The organism is Streptomyces sp. NPDC043870 (genome assembly GCF_056435785.1).
Genome location: NZ_JBWKDT010000007.1, coordinates 201751 through 222111 on the forward strand (window position 1 = coordinate 201751; position 20361 = coordinate 222111).

Consider the following 20361-nt stretch of genomic DNA (forward strand, 5'->3'; position numbering starts at 1 on the left):
CACCGTCGAGCGGTGACAGCGGTGATCCGGATTACGGGCCAAGTCTGCCCGAGGGCACGGACACGTCAAGCCAGGTGCCCGTTCCGTGACCGTACGCACAAGAAGCGTCCCGTAAGCGTTACAGGAACCGCACGCGATTTGCATGGGTGTACCGGCAACGGGTTTTATGGCCGGTCCATCTCGAACCGGCATGTCACGAGAAGCCTGTAGCGTGACGTGGAAAAGCACCCGAGGGACGCTCGCGCAAGCGCAGCGCGGCAAGATACGACGGCGAGGACTGATGGCACCCGAACCCGAAGCAAGTGGCGGAGGAGTGTCGGATGCAGCGGACTCCTGGGGCGTCGGCGGACTGGTCGGCGACGGCCGCTACCGGCTGACCCACCGTCTGGGCCGAGGCGGCATGGCCGAGGTGTTCGCGGCCGAGGACGTACGGCTCGGCCGTACAGTCGCCGTGAAGCTGCTCCGGGCCGACCTCGCCGAGGACCCCGTCTCCAAGGCGCGCTTCACACGTGAGGCGCAGTCGGTCGCCGGCCTCAACCACCACGCCATCGTGGCCGTGTACGACTCCGGCGAGGACGTCGTGGGCGGCCAGTCCGTCCCCTACATCGTGATGGAGCTGGTCGAGGGCCGCACCATCCGCGATCTGCTCATCAGCGCCGACGCGCCGCCGCCCGAGCAGGCGCTCATCATCGTCTCCGGTGTGCTGGAAGCGCTCGCGTACTCGCATCAGCACGGCATCGTGCACCGCGACATCAAGCCCGCGAACGTCATCATCACCAACGGCGGTGCGGTGAAGGTGATGGACTTCGGCATCGCGCGCGCCCTGCACGGCGCGCAGTCCACGATGACCCAGACCGGCATGGTCATGGGCACGCCGCAGTACCTCTCCCCGGAGCAGGCGCTCGGCAAGGCCGTCGACCACCGCTCCGACCTGTACGCGACCGGCTGTCTGCTGTACGAACTGCTGGCGCTGCGTCCGCCGTTCACCGGCGAGACCCCACTCTCCGTCGTCTACCAGCACGTCCAGGACATGCCGGTGCCGCCGTCCGAGGTCTCGGACGTGGCCCCGCCGGAGCTGGACGGCCTGTCGATGCGCGCGCTCGCCAAGGACCCGGACGACCGGTTCCAGAGCGCCGAGGAGATGCGCGGACTGGTGCAGTACGGGCTGCAGATGCTCCAGCAGCAGGGCAGCCACACAGGCGCGTGGAACACCGGCCCGGTCGAGCTGCACGAGAGCGGCCACACCGCGGTGATCGGCATGGGGGCCACGACCGCGATGGGCCACCCCATGCACGGGGACACCTCCCAGGGCCCGCTGCTGCCGCCGCAGAACCCGGAGGACGGGGCGTTCCACGGCGGACACGGAGGCGGCAAGGGCGGTGGCCGCGGCAAGGTGTGGCTGTTCGTCGCGCTCGCGGTGATCGCGATCGTGGCGGGTGTGGCCTTCGCGCTGGACAAGGCGAACAACGCCGGGACCAAGGAGAAGGACGACACCAAGGTCTCCGACACCCCGTCCACGCCCAAGGTCACGCCGACGCCGTCGGACTCGGAGAGCGAGGAGAGCGAGGAGCCGGACTCGTCGACGGGCGGCAACGAGGAGCCCTGGACGCCGTCCAACCCCCCCACGGACAACCAGCCGTCCACGCCGGAGACCCCGGCCGACGGCGGCCCGTCCGGTACGCCGTCCACGACCGAGGGCACCGATTCCGGTACGAGCACGGGCACGGACGCGGGTACGACCGAGGGCACGGATTCCGGTACGAGCACCGGCACGGATTCCGGTACGAGCACCGGCACGGATTCCGGTACGAGCACCGGCACGGATTCCGGTACGAGCACGGGCACGGACGCGGGTACGACCACGGGCACGGACGCCGGCACGACCGTCGGCGCGGACGCCGGCACGACCGCCGGCTGACCGGGCCCCTGCCTTCGCCCTCACCCCGCGAAGGCCTCGCACACCGCCTCGTACTCCCGCGTCCACCACACCGCCAGGGCCGACACCGCAGGAAACTGCGGGTCGGCCCTTCGGTCGTGCAGCTGGTAGCGCCAGCGCAGTATCCAGAAGTCGTTGAGCCGCTCCCACCACACCCGGTGCACGGCGGCCGCCAGCTCCGCGCAGTCCGCCCCCGCCGCCCGCCGGTAGGCGCGTGCGTACGCCCGTACCTTCGCCAGCTCCAGCTCTCCCGCGGGCTGTACGAAGAAGATCGCCGCGGCCCGTACGGCCTCCTCGGCGCGCGGCTGCACCCCCAGCCGGTCCCAGTCGACGATCGCGGCGGGCTCGGCGCCCTGGTACAGCAGGTTCAGCGGGTGGAAGTCGCCGTGCACCCAGCCGCTGGCGGCGCCCGGCGGCGGCCGTCGGTGCGCGTGCCGCTCCAGCAGGGCGCGGCGCTCCAGCAGCCGGTGCTCGGCGAGCGCGTCGAAGGTGTCCCGGGGGCGGTGGCCGCGAGCCAGGTCCAGCAGTCGGTCGATGAGGGCGAAGGTCTCGTCGGGGTCGGCGCTGTCGTGCTCCCGGCTGTGGTCCCTGCTGTTGCTGTTGCTGTTGCTGTTGCTGTTGCCGTGGCTGTGGCTGTGGTTGTGGCTGGGGTCGTGACCGTGCTCCAGGGCGGGCGGGCCCCACTCCATCACCCGCTCCAAGCCGGTGTGCACCAGGCCCAGCAGCGCTCCGAGCCGACGCGATTCGAGGGTGGTGAGCTGGGCGCCGTCCCGGTGCCGGCCGTCGATCCAGGGGTGCAGGGCGTAGCAGCGGCCGCCGATGACCGCGACGGTGTCGCCGGCCGTGTCCGCGACGGGCGGGGCGACGGGGACGCCGAGCGACTGCAGCCGCTGGGTGGCGCGGTGCTGGCGGGCGATGGTGTCGCGGTCGGCGGTCGGCGCGTCGAGATGGTGCTTGAGGAAGTAGGCGCCGCGGGTGGTGGCGAGGCGGTAGCCGCGGTTCAGGAGGCCCTGGGTGACGGGCTCGCAGGAGAGGGGCTCGCCGGCATCCTCGTACCGGCGCAGGAGCGCGCCGAGCGGAGGCGGGGCAGTAGCAGATGAGCGCGGCACTCGCCAGATGTTAGATCACTCAGCGTGTCGATGATGTCGCCCCTCGAAATATCCATGCTGGTCGCCGGCCGGCTGTACGGCCGGTCCTGAACGCGTCAGCCGGTCTCGAACGCGTCACCCGGACGGATGCGGTCCGTCCGGGTGGTCCTTCCGCTGCCGCCCGCATTCAGCGCCGCAGGGACTTCAGCGCCGCTCCGCCTTCATCCTCGCCACGTATGCCGCGGCCTGCGAGCGCCGCTCCATGCCCAGCTTGGCGAGCAGGCTGGAGACGTAGTTCTTGATGGTCTTCTCGGCCAGGTTCAGCCGCTCGCCGATGGTCCGGTTGGTCAGACCCTCGCCGATCAGATCCAGGATCTTGCGCTCCTGGTCGGTGAGGCTCGCCAGCTTGTCCTCGGCCTTGGGGCTGTTGGCGTCGCGCAGCCGTTCGAGGACGCGCGCGGTGGCGACCGGGTCGAGGAGCGACTTGCCCGCCGCCACGTCCCGTACGGCGCTCAGCAGCTCGGCCCCGCGGATCGCCTTGAGAACGTATCCCGAGGCCCCGGCCATGATCGCGTCGAAAAGGGCTTCGTCGTCCGCGTACGAGGTGAGCATCAGGCATTTGATGTCGTCGTTCCGGGAACGGACCTCACGGCACACCTCGACCCCGCTGCCGTCCGGAAGGTGCACGTCGAGCACGGCCACATCGGGGCGGGTCGCGGGAATCCTGACCAGTGCGTCCGCGGCGGTACCGGCCTCGCCGACGACCTCGATGTCCTCTTCGCCGGACAGCAACTCGTAGACGCCGCGCCGCACGACCTCGTGGTCATCGACCAGAAATACGGTGATTTGTCCCTCTTCATGCACGAAAGCAGTCTCACATATTCACTCTTCCAATGTCCGGGGTGCCCGGGATAACGTGCCGGTGTTCCGGCAGCCTGCAGGGCTGTGACCAGTGGTTGTTCCCGCATTTCTCGATTTACTTGGAAATCCAAGCAAAATCGCAGGTCAAATGGGGTTTCGCAGTAATGCACCCCACTGGGTAACGTGCCTTTGGCAGGGCGCTCGCCGGGGCACCTGTCACGCCTGTTCCCGGCCGAGCCGCACCCACCCCGTGCACCGACGGGTACAGGCGAGCCGCACTGGACCCCGGCGGACCCCGGGGGCCGGACAGACGGAGGAGCACGCACGTGACCGTGGAGAGCACTGCCGCGCGCAAACCGCGCCGCAGCAGTAAGCGCGTCAGCGCAGCGAAGAAGCCAACGAGTTCCGAGCCCCAGCTCGTACAGCTGCTGACGCCCGAAGGTGAGCGGGTCGAGCACCCGGACTACGACATCGACCTCAGCCCCGAAGAGCTCCGCGGGCTCTATCGGGACATGGTCCTCACCCGACGCTTCGATGCCGAGGCGACCGCACTCCAGCGCCAGGGCGAGCTGGGCCTGTGGGCCTCGCTGCTCGGCCAGGAGGCCGCCCAGATCGGCTCCGGCCGTGCGCTGCGCGACGACGACTACGTCTTCCCGACCTACCGTGAGCACGGCGTCGCCTGGTGCCGCGGGGTCGACCCGACGAACCTGCTGGGGATGTTCCGTGGCGTGAACCACGGTGGCTGGGACCCGAACAGCAACAACTTCCACCTGTACACCATCGTGATCGGCTCGCAGACGCTGCACGCGACCGGCTACGCGATGGGAGTCGCCAAGGACGGCGCCGACTCCGCGGTGATCGCGTACTTCGGTGACGGTGCCTCCAGCCAGGGCGATGTCGCCGAGTCGTTCACCTTCTCCGCGGTCTACAACGCCCCGGTCGTGTTCTTCTGCCAGAACAACCAGTGGGCGATCTCCGAGCCCACCGAGCGCCAGACCCGCGTGCCGCTCTACCAGCGCGCGCAGGGCTTCGGCTTTCCCGGCGTCCGTGTCGACGGCAACGACGTGCTGGCCTGCCTCGCCGTGACCCGGTCCGCGCTGGAGCGCGCCCGCCGCGGTGAGGGCCCGACGCTGGTCGAGGCGTTCACGTACCGGATGGGTGCCCACACCACCTCCGACGACCCCACCAAGTACCGGCACGACGACGAGCGGCAGGCCTGGGAGGCCAAGGACCCGATCCTGCGTCTGCGCACGTACCTGGAGAACGAGGTCCTCGACAAGAGCGCGGCCGAGGCGTTCTTCACCGCCCTCGACGAGGAGAGCGACACGCTCGCCAAGCGCGTCCGCGAGGCCGTCCGCGCCATGCCCGACCCGGACCACATGGCGATCTTCGACAATGTCTACGCCGACGGGCACGCCCTCGTCGACGAGGAGCGCGCGCAGTTCGCCGCCTACCAGGCGTCGTTCGCGGACGCTCCGGCGCAGGAGGGCAAGTAAGCCATGGCCGTAGAGAAGATGTCCCTCGCGAAGGCGCTCAACGAGTCGTTGCGCAAGGCCCTCGACACCGACCCCAAGGTCCTCATCATGGGCGAGGACGTCGGCAAGCTCGGCGGAGTCTTCCGTATCACCGACGGGCTCCAGAAGGACTTCGGCGAGGAGCGGGTGATCGACACCCCGCTCGCCGAGTCCGGCATCGTCGGCACCGCGATCGGTCTCGCGCTGCGCGGCTACCGCCCGGTCGTCGAGATCCAGTTCGACGGTTTCGTCTTCCCCGCGTACGACCAGATCGTCACGCAGCTCGCGAAGATGCACGCCCGCGCGCTCGGCAAGATCAAGCTGCCGGTCGTCGTCCGTATCCCCTACGGCGGCGGCATCGGCGCGGTCGAGCACCACTCCGAGTCGCCCGAGGCGCTCTTCGCGCATGTCGCGGGCCTCAAGGTGATCTCCCCGTCGAACGCGTCGGACGGCTACTGGATGCTCCAGCAGGCCATCCAGAGCGACGACCCGGTGATCTTCTTCGAGCCGAAGCGGCGCTACTGGGACAAGGGCGAGGTCGACACCGAGGCCATCCCCGGCCCGCTGCACACCGCCCGTGTCGCCCGCCCCGGCACCGACCTCACGCTCGCCGCGTACGGGCCGATGGTGAAGGTCTGCCTGGAGGCCGCCGCGGCCGCCCAGGAGGAGGGCAAGTCGGTCGAGGTCCTGGACCTGCGCTCGATGTCCCCGATCGACTTCGACGCCGTCCAGAAGTCCGTCGAGAAGACCGGCCGGCTCGTCGTCGTCCACGAGGCCCCGGTCTTCTACGGCTCCGGCGCGGAGATCGCCGCCCGCATCACGGAGCGGTGCTTCTACCACCTGGAGGCGCCGGTGCTGCGGGTCGGCGGATTCCACGCTCCGTACCCGCCGGCCCGGCTGGAGGAGGAGTACCTTCCGGGTCTGGACCGGGTGCTCGACGCCGTCGACCGCTCGCTGGCGTACTGAGGAGAGGGTCGTGACGACGATGACTGAGAACGCGGCTCGCTTCCGTGAGTTCAAGATGCCCGACGTGGGCGAGGGACTCACCGAGGCCGAGATCCTCAAGTGGTACGTCCAGCCCGGCGACACCGTGACCGACGGACAGGTGGTGTGCGAGGTCGAGACGGCGAAGGCGGCTGTCGAGCTGCCGATTCCGTACGACGGCGTCGTGCACGAGCTGCGCTTCGACGAGGGCACCACGGTGGATGTCGGCACCGCGATCATCTCGGTGGACGTGGCGCCGGGGTCGGGCCCGGCCGAGGAGCCGCCGCCGGCGGCCACCGAGCCCACGCTCGCGGCCGCCGAACCGGAGGCCGAGGCCAAGCCCGCGGGCCGCCAGCCGGTGCTGGTCGGCTACGGCGTGGCCGAGTCCTCCACCAAGCGCCGCCCGCGCAAGGGCACCTCGGTGCCCGAGCAGGCGCAGGCCGCGCAGGTCCAGGCGGCCGTCCAGGCCGAGCTGAACGGACAGGGGACCGCCGCACCCGCCGCGGCGCGGCCGCTCGCCAAGCCGCCGGTCCGCAAGCTGGCCAAGGACCTCGGCGTGGACCTCGCCACGGTCGTACCGAGCGGGCCCGACGGGATCATCACCCGCGAGGACGTCCACGCGGCGGTGGCTCCCGCGGCTCCCGCCGCCGCCCCGGCGCCGGTGCAGCCGGTGCAGCCCGTCCAGGCGCCCGCCCCGGCCGCGGAGCCCGTTGCCGTGGCCGGCGCCCGCGAGACCCGTGTCCCCATCAAGGGCGTACGGAAGGCCACCGCGCAGGCGATGGTCGGGTCCGCCTTCACCGCGCCGCACGTCACCGAGTTCATCACGGTCGACGTCACGCGCACGATGAGGCTGGTCGAGGAGCTCAAGTCCGACAAGGACATGGCGGGGCTCCGCGTGAACCCGCTGCTGCTCATCGCCAAGGCGCTGCTGGTCGCGATCAAGCGCAACCCGGAGGTCAACGCCGCCTGGGACGAGGTGAACCAGGAGATCGTGCTCAAGCACTACGTCAACCTGGGCATCGCCGCGGCCACCCCGCGCGGTCTGATCGTGCCGAACATCAAGGACGCGCACGACAAGACCCTGCCGCAGCTGGCCGAGTCCCTGGGCGAGCTGGTGGCGACGGCCCGTGAGGGCAAGACGACCCCCGCGGCCATGCAGGGCGGCACGGTGACCATCACCAACGTCGGCGTCTTCGGTGTCGACACCGGTACGCCGATCCTCAACCCGGGCGAGTCCGCGATCCTCGCGGTCGGCGCGATCAAGCTCCAGCCCTGGGTCCACAAGGGCAAGGTGAAGCCCCGCCAGGTCACCACTCTGGCGCTCTCCTTCGACCACCGCCTGGTCGACGGCGAACTGGGCTCCAGGGTCCTGGCGGACGTCGCCGCGATCCTGGAACAGCCGAAGAGGCTCATCACCTGGGCCTGACCCGGTCATCACCCGGGCCCGACCGGCTCATGAAAGAGGTCCCGGGACGCGCGCCGCGTCCCGGGACCTCTTCCGTTCGTTCAGACGTGATCAGTCACGCTGCGCGCCGGCCGGGAGCGAGCGCAGCTCCATCGTCCGGGCGCTGGTGGAGGCGAAGCCGAAGTCGAGCAGCTTCGCGGCGTCCGTGAAGCGCGCGTCACCGGTCGTCGAGGCCAGGACGACCCCGGTGTAGGTCTTGCCGTTGCGGTACGCGGCGAAGACGAGGCAGGGGCCTGCGGCCGTGCCGGTGCCGGTCTTCACACCGATGGCGCCGCTGTACGAGCCCAGCAGCTTGTTGGTGTTGTACCAGGTGTACGTGCGGGTGCCGCCGGTGCTCGTCGTCGCGGTGGTCTTGTACGACGTCACCTTGACGACGTCACGGAAGGTGGCGCTGCTCATCGCGTGGCGGGCGAGCTTCGCCAGGTCCCACGGGGTCGTGTAGTTGTTCCCCGTGGTGGAGATGCCGTCGAACGAGTCGAACTTGGTGTTCACCAGACCGAGCTGGGTGGCCTTCGCGTTCATCTTGCCGATGAACGACTTGGTGCGGGCGGCGGTCGTCGTGCCCGTGCCGTAGGCGTCGGCAAGAGCGTACGCGGCGTCGCAGCCGGACGGCAGCATCAGTCCGGACAGCAGCTGGCGGACCGTCAGCTTGTCACCGGTGCGCAGGTCCGCGGTGCTCGCGCCGTTCCTGACGACGTAGTCCCGGTACTCCTGCTTGATGGTGACCTTCTTGTTGAGGTCCACGCCCGGAGTGGTGAGGACCGTTATGGCCGTCACCAGCTTCGTGGTGCTCGCCATCTGGCGGCGCGTGTTGTTGGCCTTCCCGTAGATGGCCTTGCCGTCCGCCTGGTCGAGGAGGAAGCCGCCCTTGGCGGTGATGGTCGGGATCGGCACCGCCGCCTGCGCGGGCGCGGCCAGGGGCGAGGCCGTCAGCAGCAGACCGCCCGCGAGAGCGACGGTGGCGGCGCGGCGCAGGCCCTTGTGGCTGAGTATCAAAGGAAACGCTCCGATTGTCGCGAATGCGTCGGAAGTCGCAACTTCCAAAGTCGATTTGGGACCCAGGAGAAAGGAGGGTCCCGATACGAGACTCGCGAGTGGGGCAGATGGATGTACGGATGTTGCGCAGATCTCGCGCGAACATCATCGGGGCTTCAGGCGCCGCCCCGTGTCACGGACACGCCCCGGCGCCCGGACGCGCCCCGGGACCGTCCCGCACACGTCCCGCAGGCGTTCTGGATGCGCCCCGGATGCGCCCTGGACGCGTCCTGCATGCTGGACAGGGACTCCTGTTGCACCCCTGTTGTATCTAAGCTGTGCACATGTCCGCCGCCTCCACCAGACAGCCCCCTGCCGCCGAGCGCGTCTACGCCCACATCAAGCAGGCCGTCCTCGACCGCCGCTACGAGGGCGGCACGCTGCTCACCGAGGGCGAGCTGGCCGAGGCCGTCGGAGTCTCCCGCACCCCCGTGCGCGAAGCGCTCCTCAAGCTGGAGATGGAAGGGCTGCTGAGGCTCTATCCGAAGAAGGGCGCCCTGGTTCTCGCCGTCTCCGCCCAGGAGATCGCCGATGTCGTCGAAACCCGGCTGCTGGTCGAGGAGTTCGCGGTCCGCAAGGCCGTACCTGCTCCGCCGCGGCTGATCGAGCGCCTCGAGGAGCTGCTGGAGGAGCAGAAGCAGCGCGCCGAGTCCGGCGACCTCGCCGAGGTCGCCGTCACCGACCGCTGCTTCCACGCGGAGATCGTCCGTCACGCCGGGAACGAGATCCTCTCCCGCCTCTACGACCAGCTCCGCGACCGCCAGCTGCGGATGGGTGTCGCCGTGATGCATTCGCACCCCGACCGGATCGCCAAGAACATCGCGGAGCACGCCGAGATGCTGGAGGCCATCAGGGCCGGCGACACCGAGCTGGCCGCGCACTGTGTGCGCCAGCACCTGAGCTGGGTCAAGGTGCTCGTCCGGGGTGAGGAGCGATGAGCTCGGCAGGACCGGGAGGCGCCGTCTCACTGCCCGGTGATCCGCCGGGCGGACGCCGGGCCCTCGTCGTCTGGGGCATCGGCGTCGCCGTCTACTTCGTCGCCGTCATCTTCCGTACGTCCCTCGGCGTCGCCGGACTCGACGCCGCCGACCGCTTCCACGTCAACGCCTCCGCGCTCTCGACCTTCTCCATACTGCAGCTCCTGGTCTACGCCGGCATGCAGATACCCGTCGGCCTGATGGTCGACCGGCTCGGTACCAAGAAGGTGCTGACCCTCGGCGTCGTCCTCTTCACCGCGGGACAGCTCGGCTTCGCGCTCTCCCCCTCGTACGGCACGGCCCTCGCCTCGCGCGCGCTGCTCGGCTGCGGCGACGCGATGACCTTCATCAGCGTGCTGCGGCTCGGCTCACGTTGGTTCCCGGCCCGGCGCGGACCGCTCATCGCGCAGATCGCCGCGCTGTTCGGCATGGCCGGCAATCTCGTCTCGACCATCTTCATCTCCCGGCTGCTGCACGGCCTCGGCTGGACCGCGACGTTCGCCGGCAGCGCGGCGGCCGGAGTGCTCGTCATGGTGCTGCTCCTGCTCTTCCTCAAGGACCATCCCGAGGGATACGAACCGGCCCCTGCCGAGCACGCCGGAGCCGCCTTCGTCCGCAAGCAGATCGCCCTGTCCTGGCGTGAGCCCGGCACCCGCCTCGGTATGTGGGTGCACTTCACCACCCAGTTCCCCGCCATGGTGTTCCTGCTGCTGTGGGGGCTGCCCTTCCTCGTCGAGGCGCAGGGGCTGTCCCGGGAGACCGCGGGCGAACTGCTCACCCTGGTGGTGGTCTCCAACATGGTGGTGGGTCTGGTGTACGGGCAGATCATTGCCCGGCACCATGCCGCGAGGGCGCCGCTCGCGCTCGGCACGGTCGCGGTGACGGCCGCGGTATGGGGCGCCACCATCGCCTACCCGGGCGACCGGGCCCCGATATGGCTGCTGCTCACACTCTGCACGGTCCTCGGCGCCTGCGGCCCCGCGTCGATGATCGGCTTCGATTTCGCCCGCCCCGCGAACCCGCCGGAGCGCCAGGGCACGGCCTCCGGCATCGTCAACATGGGCGGGTTCGTCGCGTCCATGACCACACTGCTGGCGGTGGGCGTGCTGCTGGACGCGACCGGCGACAACTACCGGATCGCGTTCTCGTCGGTGTTCGTCCTGGAGGCCCTGGGCGTGCTCCAGATCCTGCGGCTACGGGCACGCACGGTGCGGCTGGAGCGGGAACGGCTGGTGGCGAGCCGGGTGGAGGCGGTCCACGTCCCGGCGTGACGCGCGGGCGCGGGGACGCCGCGTACGGCCCCGGCCGGGCGCACGGCGCCCGGCTGCCCGCAGGCGGCGGGGCGAGTACGCCCCGCCGCGCTACGGCGTCACCGCGAACGAGTCCAGGATCGCCGCCGCCAGGTCCGCGTCGCCCTCGACCTTGATCCGGTCGCTGACCGCCGCGGGCCTGACCCGGCCGGCGGCGAGCCGTACGTACGTCTCCCAGTCCAGCGCCAGCGTCGCCGCAGGCCCCAGCGACGGCGCGCCGTCGATCGTGCCGCGGCCCTCCGCGTCCACGCGGACGGTGCGCAGGAACTCCACGGGCCCGCTCACGTCGAAGACGACCGCCGAGTTCGGCGGGGCGCCCGCGTCCTTGGCGACGACCTTCGGCAGGACGGCCAGGAACGTGTCCCGTGCGACCAGGGCGCCGGGGGAGTCGAGGTTGCCCGGCTTGCCCAGCGCGGTGCGGAGATCCTGCTCGTGCAGCCAGACGTCGAACGCCCGCATCCGGTAGGCCAGTTCCAGGGTCTGCTCGGCCCCGAGAGGGGCACGGACCATCGTGTCGGGCGCGCGGTTCTCGTTCCGCAGCTGCCTGTTCCGCCGGATGATCGTGTACTCCAGCTCGGAGGTCATCTCGGGTGCCGTGTGGTGCCGGCGCACATCGACCTGCATCTCCATGTAGCGCGAGAACTCACTGCGTACGTGGTAGAGATCGCGCGGCAGGGTGTGGATCGGCCGGGGGTCACCGAGCATCTCGCACTCCATGCCGATGACATGGGACACGATGTCGCGCACCGACCACGAGGGGCACGGCGTCGGGCGGTTCCACTCCCCTTCGACAAGGGGCTGCACCAGCTCGGATATCGCTTCGATGGAGTGGGTCCAGGCGTCGGCGTAGGTCTGGAGACTGGGATGGACGGTCACGGAACCCCTCGGCGGTTGTGCGCGGGCTGGGTGCTGTGGTGGACAAGTTACGCTGCCCTCGGGCACCCCGGCAGTGCTTTCGTGTGACGATCGTAGGCCCGTGTTGACGGCTCGAATGCCAGGACGGTGGTAGTGTGCGCGCCTCACTCATCCAGATCGCAGTAGACCCGGACGAACCCGTAGATTCCCGCAGGCAGCGAGCCGCGGCTCTGGTACGTGAGCAGGCAGGTGCCGATCTTGTCGTCCTGCCCGAGCTGTGGCCGGTCGGAGCCTTCGCCTACGAGCTCTTCGAGACGGAAGCGGAGCCCCTCGAAGGTCCCTCGTACGAGGTGATGGCGAAGGCGGCGAGTGACGCGGGCGTCTGGCTGCACGCGGGCTCCATCGTCGAGCGGGCCCTGTCCGGCAGTGGCTCCGCCGCGGGTTCCGGCCCCCTCTACAACACGTCCCTGGTCTTCTCCCCCACCGGGGAGCTCGCCCGGGTCTACCGCAAGATCCACCGCTTCGGCTTCGACACGGGCGAGGCGGTGATGATGGCCGCGGGCGACGAGCTCGCCACCGTACGGCTCCCCGAGGCCACCCTCGGCCTCGCCACCTGCTACGACCTCCGCTTCCCCGAACTCTTCCGCGGCCTCGTCGACGCCGGCGCGGACCTCCTCGTCATCGCCGCCGGCTGGCCCGAACGCCGCCGCGCCCACTGGACCCTGCTCGCCCAGGCCCGCGCCGTCGAGAACCAGTCGTACGTCCTCGCCGTCGGCAGCGCCGGCACCCACGCGGGCGTCGAGCAGGCGGGCCACAGCATCGTCGTCGACCCCTGGGGCGAGGTCCTCGCCGAGGCGGGCGCGGCGGAGGAGATCCTCACCGTCGATCTCGACCCGGCGAAGGTGGCGCAGACCCGGGAGCAGTTCCCGGCGCTCAAGGACCGCGTCCTGGGGCTGACGCCGCCGCGGTGACTGTGCCGCGGTGACGGTGGCGCGGTGACGGTGCCGCGGTGACGTGCCGCGGTGACGTGCCGCGGTGACGGTGTCGCGCGGGCCGGACGGCCGGGGCGCCGCCGTGCCCCGGGGTACGCACCGTGCCCCGGAGGTCCGTACTGCGCCCTGGGCCTCCACCCAGCCCGGCACGGTCAGTTCCGGGTGCCGAAGTTCTGCACCCACCACGGCCCGTTGGCGCTCAGGTTCACACCGACGCCGAAGTCCGTGAATCCGCAGTCCAGGATGTTGTCCCGGTGGCCGGGGCTGTTCATCCAGTCGATCATCGCCGTCGCCGGGTCGTCCGGCCCCCGGTGGATGTTCTCGCCCCACTTGCCGGCCGGATAGCCCGCGGCGCGCATCCGGTCGTCGGCGTGCCGGCCCTCCGGGCTCGCGTGCTCGTAGTAGTCGCGGGCCGCCATGTCGTCGGCGTGCGCCTGGGCCGCGGCCTGCACCTGGGCGCTCACCCGGAGCGGGGCGCAGCCGGCCTTCGCCCGCTCGACGTTGACCAGTTCGGCGATCTGCTCGGCGAACCGGGCCGCCTGGCCCGTCGCCTTGCCGCCTCCTTCGTCCTTCGTCCGTTCCGGGGCCGGCTGCGCGGTGCGCTCCTGGTGCCGGGAGGTGGGGGTGGACGCGGCGGCCGCGCTGTTCCGGGTGCCGGTGGGCGCGCCGTCCGTCGTCCCGGGGGACGCCGAAGGTGTCGCCGACGGGGAGGCCGAGGGCGACGCCGGGGCTATGAAGCCGGAGAGCTCGCCGCCCGGGGCCAGCGCGACGCCCGGGTCCCCGGGCACCTCCCGCACGGACGCGGCCACGGCCTCTTCGTTCGCAGCGTCCCCGTCCGAACCGCTCAGCGCGAAGATCCCGCCCGCGAGGACGGCAGCCGCGGCCACCCCCACGACCACCGGCCCCGGCACGTCCGGCCGGAACCCCGGCCGCGGCCGGCGGCTGTGCCGGCCCTTCCCCGCGGCCCGCCGGCGCCCGCCGCGTACGTCTGGCGCAATCCGCACCGTCGGGGTCGTCACGGTCTCGGGAAACGTCGTCACGGTCTCGGGAAACCAGGTCGGCCTCTTCATGTGCTGCATCGGGGCCCCGCTCTCTCGGAAGGCCGGTCCGTCCGGCACAGAGGAGAGGGGCGTGCGGCATACGGGATAACAGTTTTTCGCCTCGCGGCCGGAACTCTCCCCTACTCGGTGCGACAGCACTGAGCCCCGGCCCAGCCCTGCTGCTTCCTGGGGCCCGGACGGGGCCACCGCGCGTGCATCACGCCGCGGTGATTGAGGCTTCAAGCGGAGGTGGCACCCTTGGGACCATGACTGCTGCTTCCCCCGCGCCCCGCCGACGTGCCCGTGTCCGTGCCCCCGAGCTGATCGGCAAGGGCGGCTGGATCAATACCGGTGGGAAGGACCTGAAGCTCGCCGACTTCCGAGGTCGCACATTGATCTTGGATTTTTGGACGTTCTGCTGCATCAACTGCCTGCATGTCCTGGACGAGTTGCGCGAGCTGGAGGAGAAGCACCGGGACACCCTGGTGATCATCGGTGTGCACTCGCCGAAGTTCGTGCACGAGGCCGAGCACCAGGCCGTCGTCGACGCCGTCGAGCGGTACGAGGTGCACCACCCCGTCCTCGACGACCCGGAGCTCGCGACGTGGAAGCAGTACGCCGTGCGGGCGTGGCCGACGCTCGTCGTGATCGACCCCGAGGGGTACGTCGTCGCGCAGCACGCCGGTGAAGGGCATGCCCATGCCATCGGGCGGCTGGTGGAGGAGCTGGAGGCCGAGCACGGCGCGAAGGGGACGCTGCGGCGCGGGGACGGGCCGTACGTACCGCCGGAGCCCGTGGCGAGTGATCTGCGGTTTCCCGGGAAGGCCGTGCTGCTGCCGTCCGGGAACTTCCTGGTGTCCGACTCGACCCGGCACCAACTGGTCGAGCTGGAGCCGGACGGCGAGACGGTCGTCCGGCGCATCGGCGACGGGGACTTCCGGGAGCCGCAGGGGCTCGCGCTGCTGCCGGACGGGCGCGTCGTCGTCGCCGACACCGTGAACCACGCGCTGCGGACGTACGACCCCGCGAGCGGCGCGATCGAGCGCGTCGCCGGAACCGGGCAGCAGTGGTGGCAGGGGTCGCCGACGTCCGGGCCGGCCCGTGAGGTGGATCTGTCGTCACCGTGGGACGTGGCCTGGTGGCAGGGCAAGGTGTGGATCGCCATGGCCGGCGTCCACCAGCTGTGGACGTACGACCCGGCCACGGACACCGTCGAGGCCGCCGCCGGCACGACCAACGAGGGCCTGGTCGACGGGCCGGCGCGGGAGGCCTGGTTCGCGCAGCCGTCCGGTCTCGCCGCCACCGAGGACCGGCTGTGGATCGCCGACTCGGAGACCTCCGCGCTGCGCTGGATCGACACCGACGGCGTCGTCCACACCGCCGTCGGCACCGGCCTCTTCGACTTCGGGCACCGCGACGGGGATGCCGGACAGGCGCTGCTCCAGCACCCGTTGGGCGTCACCGCGCTGCCCGACGGTTCGGTCGCCGTGTCCGACACGTACAACCACGCGCTGCGCCGCTACGATCCGGCGTCCGGTGAGGTGACGACCCTCGCCACCGATCTGCGGGAGCCGTCCGCCGCCGTCCTCGTGGGCGACGACATCGTCGTCGTGGAGTCGGCCCGGCACCGGCTGACCCGGCTGCGGCTGCCCGAGGAGGCCGTACGGGTCGAGGCCGTCGCGCACCGTACGCAGCGGGCCGCGACCGAGGTCGCTCCGGGCACGCTGCGGCTGGACGTCGTGTTCCAGGCCCCGGCCGGCCAGAAGCTCGACAACCGCTACGGTCCTTCGACCCGGCTCCTTGTCTCCTCCACCCCGCCGGAGCTGCTCGCGGGCGGCGAGGGCGCGGGCACGGACCTGTTCCGCGAGCTGGAGCTCAACCCGGAGGTGACGGAGGGCGTGCTGCACGTCTCGGCGATGGCCGCGTCCTGCGACGACGACCCCCACAACGAGTACCCGGCCTGCCATGTGCACCAGCAGGACTGGGGCGTTCCGGTCCGGGTGACGCAGGACGGTGCGGTGCGTCTCCCGCTGGTGCTGGCGGGTATGGACGCCTAGCTCCTGTCCGGGCCCGACATGATCGCCGGGACAGGGCCCAGGGCCGCACCGGCCTCAGTGGAACAGGCCCTGCTTGCCGGAGACGCGTCCCGCCGCGCCGTCGAGGCAACCGGCTACCCACAACCCGGGGTTGTGGGTGGCCCTGCGGTGGCAAGCGTGGCGACCAGTACGACGGCCGCGGCGAGCACGATGATCAACTTCCGTGGCGACGGGCCCCGGTGACGCACCAGGCTCGTCCGCTGTCCCAGCAGAACCATGCGAAGCACCGTGTCAGGCAGGGTGTTTCGCAGATGTCAGCCAGCCGGCGGGGGATCAGACGTCGCGGGGATCAGGCGTCACCTGACGTCGACGTTGCCCGACACCCTCGGGTTCACCAGGTGCCTGGCGTCCACGTTCTGGTGCAGGGCGAAAATCGTGCCGTCGCCCCGCTCCTTGAAGCTCTTCGTGAACGAGCCGTTGGCAGCGGTCCTCACCGTCCCCAGCAGGTACGACTCCTTCGGCCTGCCCTTCGGCGAGAAGTAGACGCGCACCTCCCTGGCGCCGTACCCCTTCCAGGTCGGAGCCAGATGCTGCAGCGCGCCGGTCACCGTGATGGAGGCGCCCTTCCGTACCGTCGGCGTCACCTTGTAGCCCGTGATGCGGGTCGGTACGAGGCTCGCGTGCAGGACGGGGCTCACGGCCGTCGGGACGTCCGTGGTGCCGAACCAGACCGCCCGGTAGGAGCCGGTCGCCGGGGCGGCGACCGATCCCAGGAAGAAGCCACTGGAGGTGCCTGTCAGCGTGCCGAGTTTGGCCCAGCTGGTCCTGCCGTCCTTGGACACCTGGATGTCGACCTTGGTGTGCGGCCGCGGGGCGCCTTCGACGTTCACCGAGCCGGAGGCGGTCAGCCGGGAGTCGGAGCCGAGTGCGACGTGGAACTGGCTGATGCTGGTGATGGCGGTGGTGCGGAAGGTGAGCGGGACGGTGGGCTTGTCGGAGAACCAGTCGCCGTTGCTGACGATCAGCTGCCGCTTGTCGCCCGCGAACGGGACGTTCGTCTCGGCACTGAACCGGCCGTCGGCGTCCGTGACGGCACTGCCCTTGAACAGCCCCTTGGCGTCCACGATCTCGACGTCGGCCCACTTCGCGGTCCGCCAGGCGCCGTTGAGCTCGTACTCGACCTTGCCCGTGACCGTGACCGGCGCGTTGTACTTGCCGCTGAAGTCGGCCTTGTCGAGCGTGACCCGGGCCGGCAGGCCCTTGGGGGTCACCGTCACGGTCCGGGTCCTGACGTTCCCGTTGTACGCGAACACGGGCAGCGGCCCGTCCTCGGCGATGAACCACTCGGTGAACCGGCCGTCGGCGTCCGTCGTCAGCCAGTCGACGTCGGTGGGGTCCGAGGAGCTGTGCAGGCGGATGCTCGCTCCGGCGACGGGCTTGCGCTCGTGCGTGACCGGCTGCCAGTCGACGAGCCTGCCGCTCGCGGTGACTTTCAGGTCGTCGAAGGTCGGCTGGGGCCGGTCGACACCGAACTCCTCGAAGTACCGCTTCGCGGTGTAGTCGTACGTGCCGGCGTTCTCGAGGAACGTCTCGTCCCCGTCCGCTTCCCGGACGATCAGATTGACCGCGTACGTGCCCGCGAGTTCGAGCCTGACCTCGCCGGTGGTGATCCAGTCGCCCGTCTTCTTGTCGCCCGAGGCGAGCGTGAAGTCGTGGACGGTCTCGACGGCCACGTTCTCGCCCGGCCGGTGGATGACGGCGGCGATGCCGGTCACCTCGCTGTCGGCCTTGAGGTCGTCGACGAAGAGATGGCCGGGCTTCTGGGCGAGGCCCGAGACGCCGACGGTGGTCGGCCCCGCCGCGGCGGAAGCGGTGCCGGGCACCGCGAGTACGCCCAGTACCACGGACGTGGACAGGGCAAGGGAAAAGCTGCGCTTCACGTGTGACGTCCCCCCGGACGAATCAGAAGGGGGCGCGACAGATGTCCAACGAACCGGTCGATGAGAGGCGCCCCGCTGCCAGGATCCTAAGCGGCAGCGGGGCGCGTCGTACACCGCGTTCCGGTCCGGGTGACGCAGGACGGTGCGGTGCGTCTCCCGCTGGTGCCGGCGGGTATGGACGCCTAGCTCCTGTCCGGGCCCGACATGATCGCCGGGACAGGGCCCAGGGCCGCACCGGCCTCAGTGGAACAGGCCCTGCTTGCCGGAGACGCGTCCCGCCGCGCCGTCGAGGCAACCGGCCACCCACAACCCGGGGTTGTGGGTGGCCCTGCGGCCGCCGAGTCCCTCGGACTCCATCCGCGCGCAGCCCCCGCTCAGCAGCTCCTGCGTCAGCTTGCCCGACGCATCGGCCTTCCTGATGCGCGTGGCCTGCACGTACCCGGCCTCGTACGCGATGTCGTCGCCCCACGGCGGGCGGTCGTTGTACTCGTGGATGAGTACGGCGGCGAGCGCGGCGACCAGTACGACGGCCGCGGCGAGCACGGTGATCAACTTCCGTGGCGACGGGCCCCGGTGACGCACCAGGCTCGTCCGCTGTCCCAGCAGAACCATGTGAAACACCGTGTCAGGCAGGGTGTTTCGCGGATGTTGCGGTCCGTGGTGGTCAGCGGCGGCGTCCGGGGGTGCCCTCCTCGTCCACGTACGTCGGCGCGACCGGCGGGACGACCGCGCGCCGCCGCCTCGCGATACTCGTGAAGGTGGCGACGCCGATGATGCCCACCGCCATCAGAATCAGCCCGACCAGATCGAGGTTGACGCTCTCGGTCTGCCAGTCGGTCGCGAAGGTGAGGATGGCCCCCGCCCCGATCAGCAGAATGCAGCCTCCAAGGCCCATGATGTCCGCCTCCTGAAAGCAGTGTGCTGTTCCGGGTACCCGCTTCCGGAACAGCCATGCCGTGACGGCGGGTTCACCCCGGGGGCGCACCTCGCACGTTCACCCTTCCAGGAACGCCACCAGGGCGTTGGCCAGCAGATACGGGTCCTCCGCGCCGCACAGTTCGCGTGCGCTGTGCATGGACAGGATCGCCACACCGATGTCGACGGTCCTGATCCCGTGCCGGGCGGCGGTGATCGGGCCGATCGTCGTGCCGCACGGCATGGCGTTGTTGGAGACGAACGTCTGCCACGGCACCCCGGCGCGCTCGCATGCCGCGGCGAACACGGCCCGTCCGCTGCCGTCCGTCGCGTACCGCTGGTTGACGTTGACCTTGAGGATGGGGCCGCCGTTCGCGCGCGGGTGGTGCGTCGGGTCGTGCCGCTCCGCGTAGTTGGGGTGCACGGCGTGCCCGGTGTCGGACGAGAGGCAGACCGTACCGGCGAAGGCGCGCGCCTTGTCCTCGTACGTACCGCCGCGCGCGAACACCGAGCGTTCCAGCACCGATCCGAGCAGCGGCCCGTCCGCGCCGGTGTCCGCCTGGGAGCCGTTCTCCTCGTGGTCGAAGGCGGCGAGCACCGGGATGTACGTCAGGTCGTCGCGCGCGGAGACCGCGGCCAGCGCCGCCGTCCCGGCGTGCACGGAAAGCAGGTTGTCCATCCGCGGACCGGCCAGCAGCTCCTGGTCCCGGCCGAGGTACGCGGGCGCCTCCAGTGCGTGCGTCATCAGGTCCCAGCCGGTGACCTCCCCGGCGGCGAGCCCGGTCTCCGCCTCCAGGAAGGAGATCAGGTCGCCCTCGCCGACGGAGTCGCCCAGACCCCAGATGGGCTGCATGTGCTTCTGCTTGTCGAGCTGCAGACCCTTCTCGTAGATCGAGCGGTCCATGTGGATGGCGAGCTGCGGCACGCGCAGCAGCGGCCGGTCGATGTTCACCAGCCGAGTCGTCCCGTCCCGCAGGGAGAGCCGGCCGGCCAGGCCCAGGTCGCGGTCGAGCCAGGAGTTGAGCAGCGGGCCGCCGTAGATCTCGACGGCGATCTGCCGCCAGCCGTGCGCGCCCATGTCGGGCCGCGGCTTCACCCGCAGGTTCGGCGAGTCGGTGTGCGCGCCGACGATCCGGAAGGGCGTGTGGGCCCCCGCCCCCTCCGGCACGTACCAGGCGACGATCGCCCCGCCCCGCAGCACGTACTTCCCGCCGGTCCCCGCGGCGGAAGCCGCTGATGTCACAGCGTCCCAGGCGTCGGTCTCCTCGACCTGCCGGAAACCGGCCTTCTCCAGCCGCTCGGCGGCATTCGCCACGGCGTGGTACGGCGACGGGCTCGCCGCGAGGAAGGACATCAGGTCATCGGTGTGTCCGCGGTCGAAGCGGGCCGGTGCGTCGCTGCTGCTCATGGTGT

The 20361-nt window shown here is 70.7% G+C and carries 17 protein-coding genes; 8 read left to right on the forward strand and 9 right to left on the reverse strand.

The window, feature by feature from the left end; all coding sequences use genetic code 11:
- The first annotated feature begins 280 nt into the window (after positions 1-280).
- Positions 281-1918, forward strand: coding sequence for a protein kinase domain-containing protein (locus AC0699_RS12380; protein WP_478658952.1), 1638 nt, complete (start codon positions 281-283; stop codon positions 1916-1918).
- 20 nt (positions 1919-1938) lie between these two features.
- Here AC0699_RS12380 and AC0699_RS12385 read toward each other — a convergent pair whose 3' ends face one another.
- Positions 1939-3045 carry a phosphotransferase gene (locus AC0699_RS12385; RefSeq protein WP_478658954.1) on the reverse strand — a complete coding sequence of 369 codons (1107 nt, stop codon included), beginning with the start codon at positions 3043-3045 and terminating at the stop codon, positions 1939-1941.
- A gap of 183 nt (positions 3046-3228) precedes the next feature.
- Positions 3229-3888, reverse strand: a complete 660-nt coding sequence (locus AC0699_RS12390; protein WP_478658957.1) for a response regulator — start codon at positions 3886-3888, stop codon at positions 3229-3231.
- A gap of 323 nt (positions 3889-4211) precedes the next feature.
- Here AC0699_RS12390 and pdhA point away from each other — a divergent pair, with 323 nt between their 5' ends.
- The 3 genes from pdhA to AC0699_RS12405 are packed head-to-tail and all read left to right on the forward strand — an operon-like array spanning position 4212 to position 7809.
- Positions 4212-5381, forward strand: a complete 1170-nt coding sequence (pdhA, locus tag AC0699_RS12395) for a pyruvate dehydrogenase (acetyl-transferring) E1 component subunit alpha (RefSeq protein WP_478658959.1) — start codon at positions 4212-4214, stop codon at positions 5379-5381.
- A 3-nt stretch (positions 5382-5384) separates the two neighbouring features.
- Positions 5385-6365 carry an alpha-ketoacid dehydrogenase subunit beta gene (locus tag AC0699_RS12400; protein WP_478658961.1) on the forward strand — a complete coding sequence of 327 codons (981 nt, stop codon included), beginning with the start codon at positions 5385-5387 and terminating at the stop codon, positions 6363-6365.
- Between the two features lie 10 nt (positions 6366-6375).
- Complete coding sequence (locus AC0699_RS12405) at positions 6376-7809, forward strand: dihydrolipoamide acetyltransferase family protein (RefSeq protein WP_478658964.1); 1434 nt, start codon at positions 6376-6378, stop codon at positions 7807-7809.
- A gap of 90 nt (positions 7810-7899) precedes the next feature.
- Here AC0699_RS12405 and AC0699_RS12410 read toward each other — a convergent pair whose 3' ends face one another.
- A complete protein-coding gene (locus AC0699_RS12410) occupies positions 7900-8844 on the reverse strand; it encodes a D-alanyl-D-alanine carboxypeptidase family protein (protein WP_478658966.1) in 945 nt (314 codons plus the stop codon).
- Between the two features lie 323 nt (positions 8845-9167).
- On the opposite strand from AC0699_RS12410, the gene AC0699_RS12415 reads away from it, so the two are divergent.
- Together AC0699_RS12415 and AC0699_RS12420 are read left to right on the forward strand one after the other, a co-directional pair.
- A complete protein-coding gene (locus AC0699_RS12415) occupies positions 9168-9821 on the forward strand; it encodes a GntR family transcriptional regulator (protein ID WP_478658968.1) in 654 nt (217 codons plus the stop codon).
- Positions 9818-11131 carry an MFS transporter gene (locus AC0699_RS12420; RefSeq protein WP_478658971.1) on the forward strand — a complete coding sequence of 438 codons (1314 nt, stop codon included), beginning with the start codon at positions 9818-9820 and terminating at the stop codon, positions 11129-11131. The genes AC0699_RS12415 and AC0699_RS12420 overlap by 4 nt, the downstream gene beginning before the upstream one ends.
- 90 nt (positions 11132-11221) lie before the next feature.
- On the opposite strand, the gene AC0699_RS12425 is transcribed toward AC0699_RS12420, so the two are convergent.
- The gene (locus AC0699_RS12425; protein ID WP_478658974.1) at positions 11222-12046 is read right to left on the reverse strand and encodes a maleylpyruvate isomerase family mycothiol-dependent enzyme; all 825 of its coding nucleotides are present in this window, start codon (positions 12044-12046) and stop codon (positions 11222-11224) included.
- A gap of 134 nt (positions 12047-12180) precedes the next feature.
- Between AC0699_RS12425 and AC0699_RS12430 the strand changes: the two genes are divergently transcribed.
- Positions 12181-12996: a carbon-nitrogen family hydrolase gene (locus AC0699_RS12430; protein WP_478658977.1), complete on the forward strand. Its 816-nt coding sequence runs from the start codon at positions 12181-12183 to the stop codon at positions 12994-12996.
- A gap of 173 nt (positions 12997-13169) precedes the next feature.
- Here AC0699_RS12430 and AC0699_RS12435 read toward each other — a convergent pair whose 3' ends face one another.
- A complete protein-coding gene (locus AC0699_RS12435) occupies positions 13170-14087 on the reverse strand; it encodes a CAP domain-containing protein (protein WP_478658979.1) in 918 nt (305 codons plus the stop codon).
- Positions 14088-14323: 236 nt separating this feature from the next.
- Between AC0699_RS12435 and AC0699_RS12440 the strand changes: the two genes are divergently transcribed.
- The gene (locus AC0699_RS12440) at positions 14324-16114 is read left to right on the forward strand and encodes an NHL domain-containing thioredoxin family protein (protein ID WP_478658982.1); all 1791 of its coding nucleotides are present in this window, start codon (positions 14324-14326) and stop codon (positions 16112-16114) included.
- A gap of 335 nt (positions 16115-16449) precedes the next feature.
- Here the strand turns inward: AC0699_RS12440 and AC0699_RS12445 are convergent, their stop codons facing one another.
- From AC0699_RS12445 to AC0699_RS12460, 4 genes are all read right to left on the reverse strand, one after another.
- Positions 16450-18033, reverse strand: coding sequence for a hypothetical protein (locus AC0699_RS12445; protein WP_478658985.1), 1584 nt, complete (start codon positions 18031-18033; stop codon positions 16450-16452).
- A gap of 240 nt (positions 18034-18273) precedes the next feature.
- Positions 18274-18645, reverse strand: a complete 372-nt coding sequence (locus tag AC0699_RS12450; RefSeq protein ID WP_478658987.1) for a hypothetical protein — start codon at positions 18643-18645, stop codon at positions 18274-18276.
- Positions 18646-18697: 52 nt separating this feature from the next.
- Positions 18698-18928, reverse strand: a complete 231-nt coding sequence (locus AC0699_RS12455; RefSeq protein ID WP_478658990.1) for a DUF6458 family protein — start codon at positions 18926-18928, stop codon at positions 18698-18700.
- A gap of 99 nt (positions 18929-19027) precedes the next feature.
- Complete coding sequence (locus tag AC0699_RS12460; protein WP_478658993.1) at positions 19028-20356, reverse strand: M18 family aminopeptidase; 1329 nt, start codon at positions 20354-20356, stop codon at positions 19028-19030.
- Positions 20357-20361 lie beyond the last annotated feature (5 nt).

Coding starts and splice junctions, on each gene's coding strand:
- AC0699_RS12380 (WP_478658952.1), top strand. CDS start 281: ATGGCACCCGAACCCGAAGCAAGTGGCGGAGGAGTGTCGGATGCAGCG.
- AC0699_RS12400 (WP_478658961.1), top strand. CDS start 5,385: ATGGCCGTAGAGAAGATGTCCCTCGCGAAGGCGCTCAACGAGTCGTTG.
- AC0699_RS12450 (WP_478658987.1), bottom strand. CDS start 18,645: ATGGTTCTGCTGGGACAGCGGACGAGCCTGGTGCGTCACCGGGGCCCG.
- AC0699_RS12440 (WP_478658982.1), top strand. CDS start 14,324: ATGACTGCTGCTTCCCCCGCGCCCCGCCGACGTGCCCGTGTCCGTGCC.
- AC0699_RS12420 (WP_478658971.1), top strand. CDS start 9,818: ATGAGCTCGGCAGGACCGGGAGGCGCCGTCTCACTGCCCGGTGATCCG.
- AC0699_RS12455 (WP_478658990.1), bottom strand. CDS start 18,928: ATGGGCCTTGGAGGCTGCATTCTGCTGATCGGGGCGGGGGCCATCCTC.
- AC0699_RS12415 (WP_478658968.1), top strand. CDS start 9,168: ATGTCCGCCGCCTCCACCAGACAGCCCCCTGCCGCCGAGCGCGTCTAC.
- AC0699_RS12460 (WP_478658993.1), bottom strand. CDS start 20,356: ATGAGCAGCAGCGACGCACCGGCCCGCTTCGACCGCGGACACACCGAT.
- AC0699_RS12435 (WP_478658979.1), bottom strand. CDS start 14,087: ATGAAGAGGCCGACCTGGTTTCCCGAGACCGTGACGACGTTTCCCGAG.